Genomic DNA, 15537 nt, shown 5'->3' on the forward strand with positions numbered 1-15537 from the left:
TCCTTGCATAAAGCAGGGCCTCGGGCCTTTTGCTTCACGCTGCGATTACAGAAATTTCGGAAGACCTCATGACAACTCAAACGCTGCGCCTGGCCATCGATATTGGCGGCACCTTTACCGATACGGTCCTTGTCTCTGGCGAAGAGACAATCCTGGCCTCCACCAAGACCCTGACCAGCCATCAGAACCCTGCCGACGGCGCCATGGAAGGGGCCGCGCGAGTAATGCAGCAATCGGGCCGGACGCTGGATCAGGTGACCGGCTTTATCCACGGCACCACCCTGGCGACCAATGCGCTGATCGAACGTCGCGGCGCGGTGGTGGCGACGGTGACCACCGAAGGCTTTCGCGACATCCTGGAAATCGCGTATGAGCGGCGTTATTCGCAATACGATATCAACCTCGAGAAGCCTGACCTGCTGGTGCCGCGCGAGCGTGCTCTGACAGTGCGCGAACGCATGTCGGCAGGTGGTCAGGTATTGATCGAGCTCGAAGACTCGGCCATCGACGCACTGCTGGCCGATATCGACGCGAGCGGCGCAGAGGCCATAGCGATCTGCCTGATGCACGCTTATGCCAACCCCGCCCATGAACGCCGCCTACGCGATGTGCTGGCCGAAAAGCGCCCCGATCTGACCGTCTCGATCTCGTCCGAGGTCAGCCCCGAGGCGCGCGAGTTCGACCGGCTGTGCACCACCGTCGCCAATGCTTATATCCAGCCGCTGATGCAGACCTATCTGGCCCGTTTCGTCGACCGGTTCGAGGCCGAGGGCGTGACCTGTCCGATCCTGATGATGACGGCGGGCGGCGGCATGTGCACCGTGCGCACCGCCGCGCGTTTTCCGATCCGGCTGGTGGAATCCGGCCCCGCCGGAGGGGCCATTCTGGCCGCCCGCATCGCCGCCCGCACCGGGCTGGATCAGGTGCTGTCCTTTGACGTTGGCGGCACCACCGCTAAGCTGTGCCTGATCGACAAGGCCCGCCCGCAGACCTCGCGCCAGTTCGAGATCGCCCGCGCCGCGCGGTTCATAAAGGGCTCGGGCATGCCAGTGCGCATCCCGGTGATCGAGATGATCGAGATCGGCGCGGGCGGTGGCTCCATCGCCGGGGTGGATCGGTTGGGACGCCTGACCGTAGGTCCGAAATCGGCGGGGTCTGAACCCGGACCCGTGGCCTTCATGCGCGGCGGCACCGAGCCCACGGTGACAGACAGCGACATTACGCTGGGCTACATCGTGCCCGACACATTTGCCGAGGGGCATATCAAGCTGGACCCCGAAGGCTCCAAACAGTCGCTAAGCCGGGTGATCGGGTCGAAACTAGATCTCGATGCCGTTGGCTCAGCCGACGGCGTCAGCCGCATCGTCGACGAAAGCATGGCCAGCGCGGGCCGGATGCACGCGGTGGAATCGGGCAAGGATCTTGGACCGCGCACGATGATTGCCTTTGGCGGCAACGGGCCGTTGCATGCCGGTCGGGTGGCACGATCCGCCGGGGTCAGCCGCATTGTAATCCCGCCCAATCCGGGCGTGGGGTCTGCCGTGGGCTTCCTGTTCGCACCCGTGTCGTTCGAAATCGTCCGCTCGCGCTATTCGTTGTTGGACAGCATGGACATGGATGAGATCAACGCGCTGTTCGACGCAATGATTTTCGAAGCCAAAGGCGTGGTTGCCCAGGGCGCGGGCGATGCCCCGACCGAAACCCAGCGCACCGCCTTCATGCGCTACAACGGTCAGGGTCACGAGATCGAGATCACCCTGCCCGACCGGCATCTGACGGCAGACGATATTGCACCGCTGACCACCGCCTTTGAGGAAGAATATCGCAAGCAGTTCTCACGCCCGGTGCCGGGGATGCAGATCGAGATTCTCAACTGGGCGGTGCGCGTCGCCACAAGCGACAGCGCCGTGCCGCCAGTGCCGGAAACTCCGGCGTTGGCTACTATCTCCGCAACCGAATCCCGCCCGATCACCTGCGATGTGGACGGGGCGCTGAAACAAGCCGCATTCGTGGCGCGGGCTGACCTACACCCCGGCGATCGCATACAAGGCCCCGCCCTGATCCACGAACCGCAGACCACCACGCTGGTCTCGGCCGATTTCTCGGCCCATGTGGATGCCATAGGAAACCTCGTCCTGGTTCAGGACCAGAAAGGAGGCGCTTGATGACAACCGATCTGTCCCCCGCCCGCCTACAAGTGATGTGGAACCGTTTGCTGGCGGTGGTCGAGGAACAGGGCCAGACCCTGATCCGCGCCGCCTTTTCGCCCATCGTGCGCGAATGCGGCGATATCTCCGCCGGGATCTTCGACGTCAACGGCCGGATGCTGGCACAGGCGGTAACCGGTACGCCGGGCCATATCAACACCATGGCCGAAGCGGCGCAGCATCTGCGCGCCGCCTTCCCGGTTCAGACCATGAAACCGGGCGATATCTACATGACCAACGATCCGTGGCTGGCCTCGGGGCATCTGAACGACTTCCTGTTGATGATGCCCGCGTTCAAGGATGGCAAGGTGGTGGGCTTTACCTCGTGCACCTCACATCTGGTTGATCTGGGTGGTCTGGGCATGGGGCCGGAAGGCTCCGACATCTATGACGAGGGGCTGCTGATTCCGCCCTGCAAACTGGTCGAGGAAGGCACCCCAAACGCGCTGCTGCTGGACATCATCCGCGCCAACAGCCGCGAGCCCATCGCCAACGAGGGCGACATCTATGCCTTGATTGCCTGTTGCGAGGCCGGGGTGAACCGGCTGGTCAGTATGATGGAAGAGTTCGGCCTGACCGATCTGGATGCGCTGGGGTCCTACATCATCGACACTTCGCGCCGTGGCACGCTTGAGGCCATCGCCGAGGTGCCCAAAGGTATCTACAAAAACGTCCTGAAAATGGATGGCTATGAGAATGAGCTGGAGTTGCACGCAACCCTGACCGTCAGTAAATCGGGGATGCATGTGGATTTCACCGGCACCTCGGGTTGTTCGCGCAAGGGCATCAACGTGCCGCTGAACTATGCTACCGCCTATACGGTGTTTGCGCTGCGCTGCATCGTCGGCTCGGACATCCCCAACAATGCCGGATCGCTGGAGCCGTTCACCGTCGACGGCCCCAAGGGCTGCATCCTGAACGCACAGCGCCCGGTGCCGGTCGCGATGCGGCACACGCTGGGTCAGGTGACACCCGATCTGGTGCTGGGCTGTCTGCATCAGGCACTGCCTGATGCAGTGCCCGCCGAGGGCGCAAGCTGCATGTTCGACCTGCCCATGCGCCACGCCCCCGAGGTGGCCCGCGACGGTGGGCGCGAATTCGCAGTGGAACCGGTACATAATGGCGGCACCGGTGCACGGCCGCATGCGGATGGTCTGTCAGCCACCGCCTACCCCTCGGGCGTGTTCGGTTCGCAGGTGGAGATCACCGAAAGCGTCGCGCCGGTGACCATCTGGCGACGCGAGTTGCGCGCGGATTCCGGTGGCGCGGGCAAGTATCGCGGCGGGCTTGGGCAGCGGATCGAGATGACATCGGCCAACGGCGCACCCTTCATCGTGTTCCTGTCGGTCGAGCGGCTGAAATTCCCCGCCCTGGGCCGCATGGGCGGTCAGCCCGGCGCGCCGGGGCGCATCCGGTTCCGTGATGGCGACAGCGACATTCCCGGCAAGGGAGAGCTGCGGGTCGAAGGTGGCGATTACCTGATCTTCGACACCCCGGGCGGCGGCGGTTTCGGCGACCCGGCAGACCGTGATCGGGACTCGCTGGCGCTGGACCTCAAACGCGGTCTGGTCAGCGCCGAGGGCGCCAAAGCCTACGGAGGTGACGCATGATCCGTCCGGTTTCTCATGTCGGCGCCATGGGCGCCTATGCGCTGGCCGATCTGGGTGGTGAAGGCACCATCTCGCTGGCGCAGAACGAAAGCGCCTTTCCGGCCAGTCCGTCCGCCGTGGCGGCCGGGCAGGCAGCGCTGGCTGATCTGACGCTCTACCCCGATCCCGAATGGCCCGACATGCGCGCGGCCATTGCCGGGGTACACGGGGTCGACCCGGCGCGGGTGCTGTGTGGCGCGGGCTCGATGGAGTTGATCGGCTGCCTGATCCGCGCCTTTGCCGGGCCCGGCGATCACGTGCTGGGCACGCAGTATGGCTATGCCTTCGTGGCCTCGGCCACGGCGCAGGCGCAGGCCAAATACGTCGCCGCGCCCGAGGTCGATCTGACCGTCTCGGTCGATGCGGTTCTGGCCGCCGTCACCCCGGCGACCCGTATCGTGTTCGTCTGTAATCCGGGCAATCCCACCGGCACCCTGATCCCGAATTCCGAGATCCTGCGCCTGCGCAACGCGCTACCCGGCGACGTGCTGCTGGTGGTCGATCAGGCCTATGCCGAGTTCGCCGATGCCGCCAACGATCCGACTGAGGTTTTCGGGCTGGCGGACCGGGGAGATACCGTTATCACGCGCACCTTCTCCAAGGCTTACGGGCTGGCCGGGGCACGCGCCGGGTGGGGCTATTTCCCCACCGACATCGCCAGAGAGCTGCGCAAGCTGTTGAACCCCAACAACATCTCGATTGCCTCGCAGGCTGCGGCAGCGGCAGCGATGCGCGATCAGGCGCATATGCGGGACGTGGTCGCGAAAACGGCAACTATTCGCGATCGGTTCGCGCAGGACTGCCGCGATCTGGGGCTGATCGTGCCGGATAGCCACACCAATTTCGTGCTGATCCACTTTGCCTCGACCGAGCAGGCGCAACAGGCCGACGCCGCGCTACGGGCCGAGAAACTGCTGATGCGCGGTATGGGCGGCTATGGTCTGTCCGACTGCCTGCGCGCCACGATCTGCAACACACCGGTGATGGATCGCTGTCTGGCCGTTCTGAGAAAGGTAACGTCATGAGCCACGAAACGCGTACCCGGGCCAAGATCGGAGTGCTGGTGCCCTTCACCAACACCAACCTCGAGGCCGACATGGCCTTGATGCGCTGCCCGCACACCACCGTGCATTTCCAGCGCATGGGTGGTTATGACGTGGATGAAATCCCCGGCTCGGACCAGATGGCGGGGCTTGGGGCCTCGGACATCAGCCACGATCTGCGGATGATTTCGGGCGTGCGGCCAGATGTGGTGCTGTACGGCTGCACCTCGGCCACGCTGACCCATGGGCCGACTTTCGACGCCGATCTGGCGCAGCAGATCAAGGCCGGATCGGGAGCGCAATCGCTGACAGCCGCCGGATCGCTGATCGCCGCCATTCAGGCGCTTGGGGTGACGAAAGTGGGCTTTTCCTCGCCCTATCTGGGCGAGATCAACACGCAGGCGATGGATTTCATGGCCGCAAACGACATCGAAACCGTGCGTTGCGCCGATGTTGGCCGCGAGCTGGGCAATTACGGACAGGGAGAGCTGACCCCGGACGAGGTTTACGACCTCGCCTGTGAGGCAGACCACCCGAACGCGCAAGCCGTCGTGCTCAGCTGCACCGACATGCGCGCAGTCGAGGCCATCGCGCAGATCGAGGACACGCTGGACAAGCCGGTAGTGACCTCAAATCAGGCGATGATGTTCTGCATGATGCGGGCGCTGGGTCTGCCACGCCACGAGGCGCTGCCGGGCCGGTTGTTCGATCTGCTGTAACCGAACCGGGGCAGCGGTCGACCCCCCTGCCCCGATATTCCATCAGGGTTCGCCGCTGCCGATCTCTTCCTTGCGTTTGGCGATATAGGCATCCAGCTCCTCACGCACGGAGGGATCCATCTCGGGCATCTGATACTCGCGTAGCGCCTGCTGCCAAACCTCGGTGGCGCGTTGCAGGGCGTCCTTGGCTCCGGCCGCCTCCCAGTTTTCATAGTTCTGCCAGTCGGACAGCATCGGTTTGTAGAACGCGGTTTCATAGCGTTCCATCGTGTGATCGACGCCAAAGAAATGGCCGCCAGTGGGCACCGATTTGATGGTGTCCAGGCCCAGTTCATCCGTGTTAAATTTCATCGGTTTGAGGAATTCCATCATGTTCTGGATGATCTCGATATCCATAACGAATTTCTCGTAAGATGCGGTCAGCCCGCCTTCAAGCCAGCCGGCGGCATGATAGACGATATTAGCCCCTCCCAGAACCGCGCCCCAGGTGGCCATCATCGTTTCGTATGCCGCCTGCAAATCCACCACGTTGGACGCATTTGCATTCGATGTCCGGTACGGAATGCCATAGCGCCGCGCCAACTGCCCGCCGACAATATTCGCCTTGGCATTCTCCGGTGTACCAAAGGCCGGAGCCCCAGATTTCATGTCCACATTCGAGGTGAACGAGCCATACATGACAGGCGCTCCCGGGCTGACCAACTGCGTCAGCACCACACCGAACAGCGCCTCGGCGTTCTGTTGCGCCAGCGCGGCAGGCAGCGTGACCGGTGTCATGGCCCCCATCAGAGTGAACGGCGTGACCGTCACCGGTTGACCATACTCGGCCATCGCGATCAGGCCGTCACCCATGGCATCGTCGAACAGGCGCGGAGAGTTCACCGAAATGATTGTGATCACCCCCGGATCGCCGCGCATGTCCTCGGGTTTCTGACCGCGCGAAATCGCCATCATGTTGATGCCATCCATCGCCCGCCCGCGCCCGATAGCGGTGCAGTGAAAGCTCAGGTCGCTATAGCTAAGGTTGGCGTTGTAGGTGTCCAGATGGCGGTTGTTGGCGGGCATTTCGATCGGGGCCATCACCTGATTGCCGATCAGATGGATAGCGTTGAAGTGATGCGCCAACCGGATGAAGTTGCAATAGTCATCGTAATTACCCTGACGGCGGCCATTGATACAGTCATGTACGTTCGGCGGCCCGGCAACCAAACCAAAATTCACATGATCGCCGCCCAGCGTAATCTGTTTCGCGCGGTTGCGAGAGGTCAGCGTGAATTCCGAGGGCACCGTTTTTAACGCTTCTGCGACAATGGTTTCGTCCATACGGATGGTCTTGGTGTCGCGGTCTACGATGGCCCCCGCGCGTTCGAAAATGTCCATAACATTGTCGCCCATCACCCGGATTCCGGCCTCGGACAGAATGCGCATCGAGGTTGTATGCAGCTGATCCATCTGTTCAGGGTTCAACAGCTCGAACGGCGGATAGCTGTTGCGCACCTGTTGCCAGGGCAGCTGTTCGATTCCCGCCGCCGCGCGCCCGGATTTGCCGCGTCGCCCGCCGCTGCGTCTGTCTCGTGCCATTGACCTAGTATCCCCGTTGTGGATTTACGATGTTGTTCAGCACCTCGCCCTTGCGATAGCGCATCAGGTTCTCGGAAAACATGCGGACCGATTTCAGATCCCAGCCGTCATAGACCGAGCTGCAGTGCGGTGTGACGATCACGTTGTCCAGTTCCCAGAACCTGTGCCCCTGAGGCAGCGGTTCGGTAACGAACACGTCCAGCGCCGCGCCTCTGATCCGGTTCTGTTCCAGCGCGGCCAGTAGAGGTGCTTCGTCAATTACCCCACCTCGCGAGACGTCGATTATCACCGTCGTCGGTTTCATGGCGGCAAAAGCCTCCGCCCCGACCAGACCGCGCGTGCTGTCCAGCAGTGGTACGCAAACGACGATAAAGTCAGCGCGTGGCCAGAGATCAGGCAAAGCCTCCATCCCGTGTACCTCGTCCACGTTGGGGGTCGGTTTCGGGCGGGCCCGTACACCGATTGTGTTCAGCCCCATAGCTTTGGCTCGTGCCGCAACAGCCTCTCCTGTTTTGCCAAGGCCGATGATCAGCACCGTCTTGCTGTCGATGGGCTCGACTTTGCCGCCGATCCAGTCCCGCCGCGCCTGCGCGGCACGAAAGCCCGGGAAATCCAGCGTGAAATGCAGCATCGCCCCCAGCGCATATTGTGCCATCATATCGGCGGCGACCCCGGCGGCATTTGTCACCGTTACCTCATCAGGGTTCCAAGGGTTCAGGTGATCGGTACCTGAGCCGCCGACCGAAGCCCATTTGATTTGCGGGTTCTCGACCAGTGCTGCGCGTGGAAAGCCGGGGGTGCCCGCAAAGCGAACGGAATAGACAACTTCAGCCCCTGTATCCTTGATCAAACCCGTGAGCGCCTCGTAGCTGTCGCAGGTGTGGATCGGCAGATCGGGATGACCTTCAGCAAGAACCGCACGGGCAGCGTCGGGGTTATCGGTGTGCAAGATCACGGTGGGGGATTTCATGCGGGTACCTCCGGTTGGAACTCGGCGCTGGCAATGGCTACCGCGTTGGCGAAAAAAGCAGTGGCGGCGACGTCGAAAAGGACATCGAACCCCACACCTTTGCGGTCGTTGCGCCATGTGATTGCCTCGACATAGCCCACGCGGGTCTGGGCGATCTTTCCCACTGGAAAGGCACCGGGCGACAGGTCGACCGGGCAAATCTTGGCCAGCAGATCGAACAGGCGCGGGCCGGTCAGGTGCATCATGGCCCAGGTTTCCTCGCGCCAGGAATAATAGCCCTTTGGCGTGGCGGCGACCTGCCACCGGGCATACAGGTCGGCAGGCGCATCCAGTACCACCACCTCTTCCTGACCCAGACGCAGAAGGCCATCGGCGGTTTCGTTGACGTATGGCACCTTCAGGCCCTGCGATTGCAAAAACGCCACGGTGCCTCGGCCCTTGAGGCCAAAACGCGGCGTATGGGTCAGGTCCTGCACGATAATCTGCCCGGAAACCAGTAGTGTGCCTTCAGCAGCGCCCTTTGGGTCAAGCGGATAGGTTCGCATCATCACACCTCCTGCCGTTTGTTTTCAGGATCAAAAAAGGTGTGGCCGCGCACAGTTGCAACGACGCGCTTGCCATTGCGGCACTTCACCGTGACCTGCGATCCTTGCGTAGCGTCATCGCCATGCACATATGCCAGCGCGATATGGGTGTTCAGCGTCGGCGACCACAGGACCGAGGTCACATGCCCCACCGGTACATCATTCCTCAGTACCAGACAGCTTTCCCCCGGTACATCTGGCCCGTCGAATGTCAGCCCGACCAGCTTGCGCGGCAGGCCTTTGTTTCGGCGCATCTCGGTTGAGCGCTTGCCCACGAAAAACGGCTTGGTCTTCGAGATCGCCCATTCGAACCCCAGCTCATCCGGCGAGGTCAGCGCGTCGGTGTCCTGACCAATCAGGATATGGCCTTTCTCCAACCGCAGAATCCGGCTGGCTTCCAGCCCGTAAGGGCGCAACTCGTGCGCGTGACCCGCCGCCATCACCGCATCCCACAGGGTGTGGGCATAGCTGGTGGGGCAGTGCAGCTCGTAGCTCAACTCGCCGGTGAACCCAATCCGCATGGCGCGCACTGGCACCCCGGCCACCATGCCGCTGCGCCCGTCGAGATAGGCAAAGCTATCGCGCGAGAAATCGATATCGCTGTCCAGCGCCTCGACCACGGAGCGCGCCTTGGGACCGGTAATGTTGAAGCCCGAGAAGGCCGAGGTGACGTTCAGCACATCCACATCCAACCGCCACTGCGCATTCCAGAACAACATATCCGAATAAACCCGCGCCACGGCCCCGGTGGTGGCGGTGACATAGAACAAATCCTCGGCCAGCCGATACGCCACGCCATCGTCGATCACCGTGCCCATTTCGTTTGTCATCAGGCAGTACCGGCAACGGCCCACAGGCTGCTTTTTATAGGCCATGGTGTAAATGCGGTTGAGGAATTCGCCCGCATCCGGGCCACGCACCTCGAGCCCGCCCAGAGTTGAAACATCCAGCACGCCGACCCCATTGCGCACCGCATGCACCTCTTCTTCGATAAGGCGCTTGGCGTCTTGTTTGGGGCCGTAGAAATAAGGCCGCCACCACGCTCCGACCGGGCGCATGTCCGCCCCCAACCGGATATGTTCGTGATGCAGCGCGGTGCGCCTGTCTGCCGGGTGATGATGACCAGACAGCCCGCCCAGCGTTTCGGGGCCAAAGGGCGGACGGGCGGTAGTCACGCCGATCTGCCCGATGGTGCGGTCGGTCGCCTTGGCCACCACCCGGGCGGTGGCCAGCGCCGAGTGCCGCCCTTGTGACGGCCCCATACCGACGGTGGTAAAGCGCTTGATCAGCTCCAACTCGCGATAGCCTTCCTTAACCGCGTTTTGCAGGTCCTTGATTTGAATATCCTCGTCCCGGTCGACAAAATCCTTGCCCTTGGGATGCCCGGCGATTGCCGGTTCGAAATTCGTCAACGCAGCCTCGACATCTTCGACCTGCGCGATGTCGCGGGTTGGCAGCCCCAGACGAGTCAACGCCGTCTGTGCCGCGCGTTGCGCATCGGCCACCACCGCATCAGGCGCAAAGACACCGGCAACACCCCCGGCAATGCCCAGCGTAGCGTCTGGCAGAGACAGGGAAAACCGCGCCGCCGTTTCATTGTAGCCAAGTTTCGCGCCAGCATGACAGGGCAGTTGCCACATTGGCGCATAGCCGACCGAAATTACCAACAGATCGCAATCTAGCCAGTCGCCTCCGACCTTTACGCCGGTAACATGGGTCTTGCCACGCGCCTCGCCCACGGCGCCGTGAATGACACGCGTTCCCCTTGTTGCCAGTTGCTGGCCAAGCTCGCCGCCGCTGCCGCCGGGGCGCGGATCAACCACAGCCGCCAGTTCTACGCCTGCGTCCAACAGATCCAGCGCCACCCGATAACCGTCGAGATTGGCGGCCAGTACCACCGCGCGCTTGCCCGGTTTCACACCATAGTGCCGCATAAGCCGTTGCGCGCCAGTGCCCAGCAAGATGCCCGGCAGGTCATTGTTTCGGAAGATCGCGGGCTGTTCGATGCAGCCGGTGGCCAGCAGAACCTCGCGCGCGCGCGTCTTGAACAGCTTGTTGCCCCGGATCAGCGGCAGCCAGTTGTCCTCGAACCAGCCGTTCACCACTGTACCGGTCATGATGCGGAGGTTCGGCAGACTTTGCACTTTCGCCAGTAGGTCGGACAGCCTGTTGGCATCGCGGCCATAGGTCAGCGCACCGCCCAAGACCGGCTCCTGCTCGGCCAGAATGACGTCAGCCCCGGCCTCGGCGGCTTCGATGGCGGCGGTCAACCCGGCCAGCCCCGCGCCGACGACCAGCAGATCGCAAAACAGGTTGGCCTTTTCGTAGTCTTCATGCGGTGCGTGGATATCCAGAACGCCCAGCCCCGCCTTCTTGCGGATCAGCGGCTCCCACAGTTTCAGCCAGCTATTGCGCGTCGGGCCCATGAAGGTGCGATAATAGAACCCCACCGGCATGAATCGCCCCAGCTTGTCCATGAATGCGTCGCGGTCTCGCGCCAGTGTTCCGTTGACGTTCTGCGCCGTAACTTGCAGCCCTGCCGAAATCGGATGCCGGTCGGCCTGCACGTTCGGGTCCGAGGGCAGTTGCACCAGCGTATCGGCCTCGGTGCCCGCCATCGACATCGCACCGCGCGGTCGATGGTATTTGAACGAGCGCGACAGCATCCACTTCCCCTGACCGGCCAAAGCCGAGGCGATCACATCACCTTCGTATCCCTGAAACGCCTGCCCTTCAAAGCTGAACGATACCGGCGCATCTCGATTGATCCTGTTGCCCCAGGGTGCGGGAAGTCGGGCCATCACCTTTGCTCCAACCCTGAGGGGTCAAAAGTGCGGATCACCTCGTTCGTGGTGGCGTTGCGCTCGGCCAGAAAGAAATAGTTCGAGGGCACGTGCCGCCACCATTCCACCAGCGTTCCGCGTGAATTGTCGGCGCGGAACAGGTGACGTGCCCAGTCCTGATCGCTGGTTGCATCCGGGTCGGGGTTGGCGCGCAGAGGGCCGAAGCTCTGGAATTCATTAATATTGCGGGGCCCGTTCATCGGGCAGATCAGGATCTTCATGTCAGTGGCTCGCGGCAGTTGCGCCCATTTCATTGAGCAGATCAAAGGTGGCGAAACGCTCCATTGTGAAGGGTTCGAGTATCGGCGCGACCTTCTGGTTGGCGATGGACTGCGCCATGTACTTGCCCGCCACCGGAGTGGCTTTGAACCCCCAAGTGCCCCAACCGCAATCTAGCCATAGGTTGGACAATGGGCTGGCACCCATGATGGGTGAGTAATCGGGCGTCATGTCGGTAATCCCGGCCCATTGTCGCAGCAGACGCACCCCGTGCAGGAACGGGAATAAATGTACCGCGCCTTCGGCCAGATGTTCTTTCATCTCCAGTGTCGAGCGGGTGGAATATAGCTGATAAGGGTCCGAGCCACCGCCGATCACGATCTCGCCTCGCGAAGACTGCACCAGATAGGTGTGCAGGCTGACCGAGCTGACCAGCGCGTGCAGCCACGGTTTCAGCGGCTGCGTAACCATCGCCTGCAACGGATAGCAACGGATCGGCAATTCTACCCCGGCTTTCATCGCCATGTCGTAGTTCATGCCCCCGACAGCAATCATCACCTGACCGGCACTGATATCACCGCGATTGGTGCGCACCTTTGTGATCTTGCCACCGGCAGTGTCGAACCCTTCAACCTCGGTACGTTGATGAATTTCCACCCCGCGCCTGCTGGCTTGCGCTGCATAGCCCCAGGCCACCGCATCATGCCGCGCAGTGCCTCCATCGGCGTGCCACAAACCGCCGATGATTTCCAGCGGCCCGCCCTCATCCATATTCAGATGCGGGGACAGGTCCTTGACCGTCTGCGCATCAACGACCTCGATCCGGGTGCCCGCGTGTTTACCCATCTCGGCCCGCAGATGGAACGAGCGTAGCGTCGCCTCGGTATGGGCCAGCGTCAGTTGACCGCGCTGGCTGAACATGACGTTGAAATCCAGCTCTTCGCTCATCTCCCCGTAAAGCTGCACACCTTCCTTGTAGAACGCGATGCCCTCTTTGGTGATGTAGTTCGAGCGGATGGTAGTGGTGTTCCGCGCGGTGTTGCCGCCCGCCAGATAACCCTTTTCCAGCACAGCCACATTGGTGATGCCGTGATACTTTGACAGGTAGTGGGCACAGGCCAGTCCGTGGCCGCCACCACCTACGATGACCACATCGTAACTGGATTTAAGCTCTGGCGTGGCCGGAATGTCTCCGGTGACAGGGTAATCGGCGGATAGCCCGTATTTCAGCAGCCTTAGCGGCATTTTTGTTGTCCTGATTTCAGCGGTTGTCAGCGGCGTCATAAATCAGCGCGCCGAGATCCGAGAATTTGGCGCCCGGCGACTGCAACCCCAGAACCGCGTCGCGTATGGCGGCGGCACGGCTGACCCCCAGCGGTGGAGTGGCGAACTCCATGAACTTGGCGATCACTTCGTCACGGTCCATGGGTGCCTCGGGCCCGCCGCGCGCGTGGACGTCGCCCGACGCCAGTTCCCGCCCATCCGTCAGGGTCATGACGACATCAGCAACGCGGCTTTGAGGAAAGCGGTTGGAATGGCGCGCGGTCTCGGCCACCGAGATACGGTCGACAATCGCCGCGACCAGCGGATCGGAGAGGCCCTCGCCGGTGATATGCTCGACCCCGATACGGCCGTGCGCCACCATCGTCGCCACAGCGAAGGACAGCGAATACTGCGCCTTCGAAGTGTCATCCGGCATACCCTGAAACAGGCAGGCACTTTCGTGGAAAGTGTTCACCTGAATCGCGGCAATGTCCTGATGAGACAGGCCATATTCACGCATCAGCACCCTGGTGGCGTCGATCGCTGCATGGGCCCAACGACAGATCGGATAGGGCTTCACATATTGATGTTCCATCTGCCAGAAGCTGCCCAGATTCCGCCAGTGATGCGCGACCTCATCCGCCTCTATTGTGATCGCCGGCGCGCCGGTAAATCCCTTCTCGGCCAGCACTGCCGAGGATACACCCACCAGCGCGCCCCAGCCCGAGCCGTCATGCAGCATGGTGGGGTTGGCAATCTCGCGCATCATTTGACTCCGCGGCCCGTGATATTCGGCGATGCCCATGGCCTGCCGCATCTGTTCCGCGCTCAGCCCGCGCAGACGGGCGACAACGGCCACAACTCCCAACGCGTTCCATGCGCCGGAAGTGTGGTAGTCGCTGACTGTGTCATGCAACGAAATCCCGGCGCGCCCGGCGATTTCGTATCCAATAGTTACGGTCGCCAACGCCTCGGGGCCGGAAAAATCCGCGACCGTTTCCGCCAAAGCCGCCAGAGCCGGCACAACGGCAACACCGATATGGCCCTTGGTGGGGTTATAGCCGTCATGGCCATCCAGATTATCGGTCTGAGTCGCAGCGGCATAAGCCGCGCCGGCAACGCTAACCTTGCGGCCATCGAACAGCATCCGTGCGCTGAGGCCCGGATCGCCCGCACCGTAAAGCGCCACTGCGCTGTCACGCGCGATCTGACCGGCCTGCATCGGTCCGGACCCGATGGTGATCCCCATCGTGTCCAGCAGCATCAGTGCCGCCGCTTCGAGCGCGCTGTCGGGGAAATCCTGCACCCTTCGATTTAGCGCAAACTTTGCGATAGTTTGAAATGTGTTGGTCACGATGCCCTACAGATGAGGTTTCGGGTTCGGCCAAAACCTAAGTGTGTTTGCCCATCGCAGCACGAAAACAATACGAGGGCAATGGCCCCGGAAAATTTGTAGCTTTGGCTCCGCTCCATTGTAGCATATGAACCAGATCAATTCCCGCCGCGAAACAGAATTCCCGGCGCACCACCTACCCGCTCGCCCAGGAACCTATCGCCATGATGAACCTGCCCCACCTGATCTTCCTGCGCTCCTTCGAGGCCGCCGCCCGGTACCTCAGCTTTACCAGCGCGGCAGATGAGCTGAACTGCACCCAATCCGCCGTCAGCAACCATGTGCGTTCGCTCGAAGAGTTTTTGCAGCGGCCTCTGTTCGTGCGCCATGCCCGGTCATTGTCGCTGACCGACGTGGGCGAGGCGTATCTGCCTTCAGTGCGGCATGCTCTGCATGAGATTGACGTGGCCACACAATCGGTCATCCAGCGGTCACACACCCGCAAAGTCGTCGTGTCTTGCCCGGTCAGCCTGGCCGAGAATTGGCTACCGGACGTAATCCGGGGTTTTAGCGACCAGCACCCAGATATCGACCTGACGGTACACGGCACCGTCTGGATTGATGTCGAGCCGAACGTCTCGGACATTTCGATAACGGTCAATCATATTGACGATGTGACGGTGGGCGCACGGCAGCTGTGGGCCGAAAAGCTTGCGGTCGTGTGTGCGCCCGAATTCACAGTCAATGGCGCGCAGCTGACCGATCCGGCGCAACTGCAAGAGGCACCTCTGATCCATATTCTGGGTCGTCCAGCTTATTGGGAACGGGTCGCACGTCATTTTGATCTGGCAGACCTGAACCAGAAGGAAGGGCTGCGGACCAACGCTTCAAATCTGGCAATGGAGATGGCGGCGCAGTCGTTGGGCTGCGTCGCCCTGCCCCGCTCTCTGGCCGGGTCTTATGTGGACCGGGGGCTGCTGATCGAACCGTTCGAATTCGATTTGGACAGCCCCTGGGCCTATTTCGTGCGTCTCAAGGAAAAACCCGTTTCACCGTCGGTCAGGCTGTTTCAGGACTGGCTGCTAAACGCCGCCGCCAGCATGAACCGCTGACCTGCAACGGGGCT

At 62.0% G+C, this 15537-nt stretch carries 12 protein-coding genes; 5 read left to right on the forward strand and 7 right to left on the reverse strand.

Annotated elements, in window-relative coordinates; all coding sequences use genetic code 11:
* Positions 1-68 precede the first annotated feature (68 nt).
* The 4 genes from ACR0A1_RS13085 to ACR0A1_RS13100 are packed head-to-tail and all read left to right on the forward strand — an operon-like array spanning position 69 to position 5618.
* On the forward strand, positions 69-2165 hold the full coding sequence (locus tag ACR0A1_RS13085; RefSeq protein ID WP_480867843.1) for a hydantoinase/oxoprolinase family protein: 2097 nt from the start codon (positions 69-71) through the stop codon (positions 2163-2165).
* On the forward strand, positions 2165-3817 hold the full coding sequence (locus ACR0A1_RS13090; RefSeq protein WP_480867845.1) for a hydantoinase B/oxoprolinase family protein: 1653 nt from the start codon (positions 2165-2167) through the stop codon (positions 3815-3817). Before ACR0A1_RS13085 ends, ACR0A1_RS13090 begins: the two co-directional genes overlap by 1 nt.
* A complete protein-coding gene (locus ACR0A1_RS13095; RefSeq protein ID WP_480867847.1) occupies positions 3814-4881 on the forward strand; it encodes a pyridoxal phosphate-dependent aminotransferase in 1068 nt (355 codons plus the stop codon). The genes ACR0A1_RS13090 and ACR0A1_RS13095 overlap by 4 nt, the downstream gene beginning before the upstream one ends.
* Positions 4878-5618 (forward strand): maleate cis-trans isomerase family protein, encoded by a 741-nt coding sequence (locus ACR0A1_RS13100; RefSeq protein ID WP_480867848.1) that lies wholly within the window; start codon positions 4878-4880, stop codon positions 5616-5618. The genes ACR0A1_RS13095 and ACR0A1_RS13100 overlap by 4 nt, the downstream gene beginning before the upstream one ends.
* 42 nt (positions 5619-5660) lie before the next feature.
* On the opposite strand, the gene ACR0A1_RS13105 is transcribed toward ACR0A1_RS13100, so the two are convergent.
* The 7 genes from ACR0A1_RS13105 to ACR0A1_RS13135 are packed head-to-tail and all read right to left on the reverse strand — an operon-like array spanning position 5661 to position 14432.
* Positions 5661-7199: a trimethylamine methyltransferase family protein gene (locus tag ACR0A1_RS13105; protein ID WP_480568324.1), complete on the reverse strand. Its 1539-nt coding sequence runs from the start codon at positions 7197-7199 to the stop codon at positions 5661-5663.
* A gap of 4 nt (positions 7200-7203) precedes the next feature.
* Positions 7204-8169: a D-2-hydroxyacid dehydrogenase gene (locus tag ACR0A1_RS13110; RefSeq protein WP_480867851.1), complete on the reverse strand. Its 966-nt coding sequence runs from the start codon at positions 8167-8169 to the stop codon at positions 7204-7206.
* A complete protein-coding gene (locus tag ACR0A1_RS13115; protein ID WP_480867853.1) occupies positions 8166-8717 on the reverse strand; it encodes a hypothetical protein in 552 nt (183 codons plus the stop codon). Before ACR0A1_RS13115 ends, ACR0A1_RS13110 begins: the two co-directional genes overlap by 4 nt.
* Positions 8717-11554: a 2Fe-2S iron-sulfur cluster-binding protein gene (locus ACR0A1_RS13120; protein ID WP_480867855.1), complete on the reverse strand. Its 2838-nt coding sequence runs from the start codon at positions 11552-11554 to the stop codon at positions 8717-8719. The genes ACR0A1_RS13115 and ACR0A1_RS13120 overlap by 1 nt, the downstream gene beginning before the upstream one ends.
* Positions 11554-11817 (reverse strand): sarcosine oxidase subunit delta, encoded by a 264-nt coding sequence (locus ACR0A1_RS13125; RefSeq protein ID WP_170423136.1) that lies wholly within the window; start codon positions 11815-11817, stop codon positions 11554-11556. Before ACR0A1_RS13125 ends, ACR0A1_RS13120 begins: the two co-directional genes overlap by 1 nt.
* A 1-nt stretch (position 11818) precedes the next feature.
* A complete protein-coding gene (locus ACR0A1_RS13130) occupies positions 11819-13060 on the reverse strand; it encodes an FAD-dependent oxidoreductase (protein WP_480867857.1) in 1242 nt (413 codons plus the stop codon).
* A 16-nt stretch (positions 13061-13076) separates the two neighbouring features.
* Positions 13077-14432: an MmgE/PrpD family protein gene (locus ACR0A1_RS13135; protein ID WP_480867859.1), complete on the reverse strand. Its 1356-nt coding sequence runs from the start codon at positions 14430-14432 to the stop codon at positions 13077-13079.
* Positions 14433-14635: 203 nt separating this feature from the next.
* Between ACR0A1_RS13135 and ACR0A1_RS13140 the strand changes: the two genes are divergently transcribed.
* Entirely contained in the window at positions 14636-15523 is an 888-nt protein-coding gene (locus ACR0A1_RS13140; RefSeq protein ID WP_170394131.1) for a LysR substrate-binding domain-containing protein, read from the forward strand.
* The last annotated feature ends 14 nt before the right edge of the window (positions 15524-15537 follow it).

The sequence above is a fragment of the Ruegeria sp. D6 genome, from assembly GCF_056534365.1.

Bases quoted from the DNA above. Each gene is read 5' to 3' on its own strand.
- ACR0A1_RS13085 (WP_480867843.1), top strand. From the start codon at position 69: ATGACAACTCAAACGCTGCGCCTGGCCATCGATATTGGCGGCACCTTT.
- ACR0A1_RS13090 (WP_480867845.1), top strand. From the start codon at position 2,165: ATGACAACCGATCTGTCCCCCGCCCGCCTACAAGTGATGTGGAACCGT.
- ACR0A1_RS13095 (WP_480867847.1), top strand. From the start codon at position 3,814: ATGATCCGTCCGGTTTCTCATGTCGGCGCCATGGGCGCCTATGCGCTG.
- ACR0A1_RS13100 (WP_480867848.1), top strand. From the start codon at position 4,878: ATGAGCCACGAAACGCGTACCCGGGCCAAGATCGGAGTGCTGGTGCCC.
- ACR0A1_RS13105 (WP_480568324.1), bottom strand. From the start codon at position 7,199: ATGGCACGAGACAGACGCAGCGGCGGGCGACGCGGCAAATCCGGGCGC.
- ACR0A1_RS13110 (WP_480867851.1), bottom strand. From the start codon at position 8,169: ATGAAATCCCCCACCGTGATCTTGCACACCGATAACCCCGACGCTGCC.
- ACR0A1_RS13115 (WP_480867853.1), bottom strand. From the start codon at position 8,717: ATGATGCGAACCTATCCGCTTGACCCAAAGGGCGCTGCTGAAGGCACA.
- ACR0A1_RS13120 (WP_480867855.1), bottom strand. From the start codon at position 11,554: ATGGCCCGACTTCCCGCACCCTGGGGCAACAGGATCAATCGAGATGCG.
- ACR0A1_RS13125 (WP_170423136.1), bottom strand. From the start codon at position 11,817: ATGAAGATCCTGATCTGCCCGATGAACGGGCCCCGCAATATTAATGAA.
- ACR0A1_RS13130 (WP_480867857.1), bottom strand. From the start codon at position 13,060: ATGCCGCTAAGGCTGCTGAAATACGGGCTATCCGCCGATTACCCTGTC.
- ACR0A1_RS13140 (WP_170394131.1), top strand. From the start codon at position 14,636: ATGATGAACCTGCCCCACCTGATCTTCCTGCGCTCCTTCGAGGCCGCC.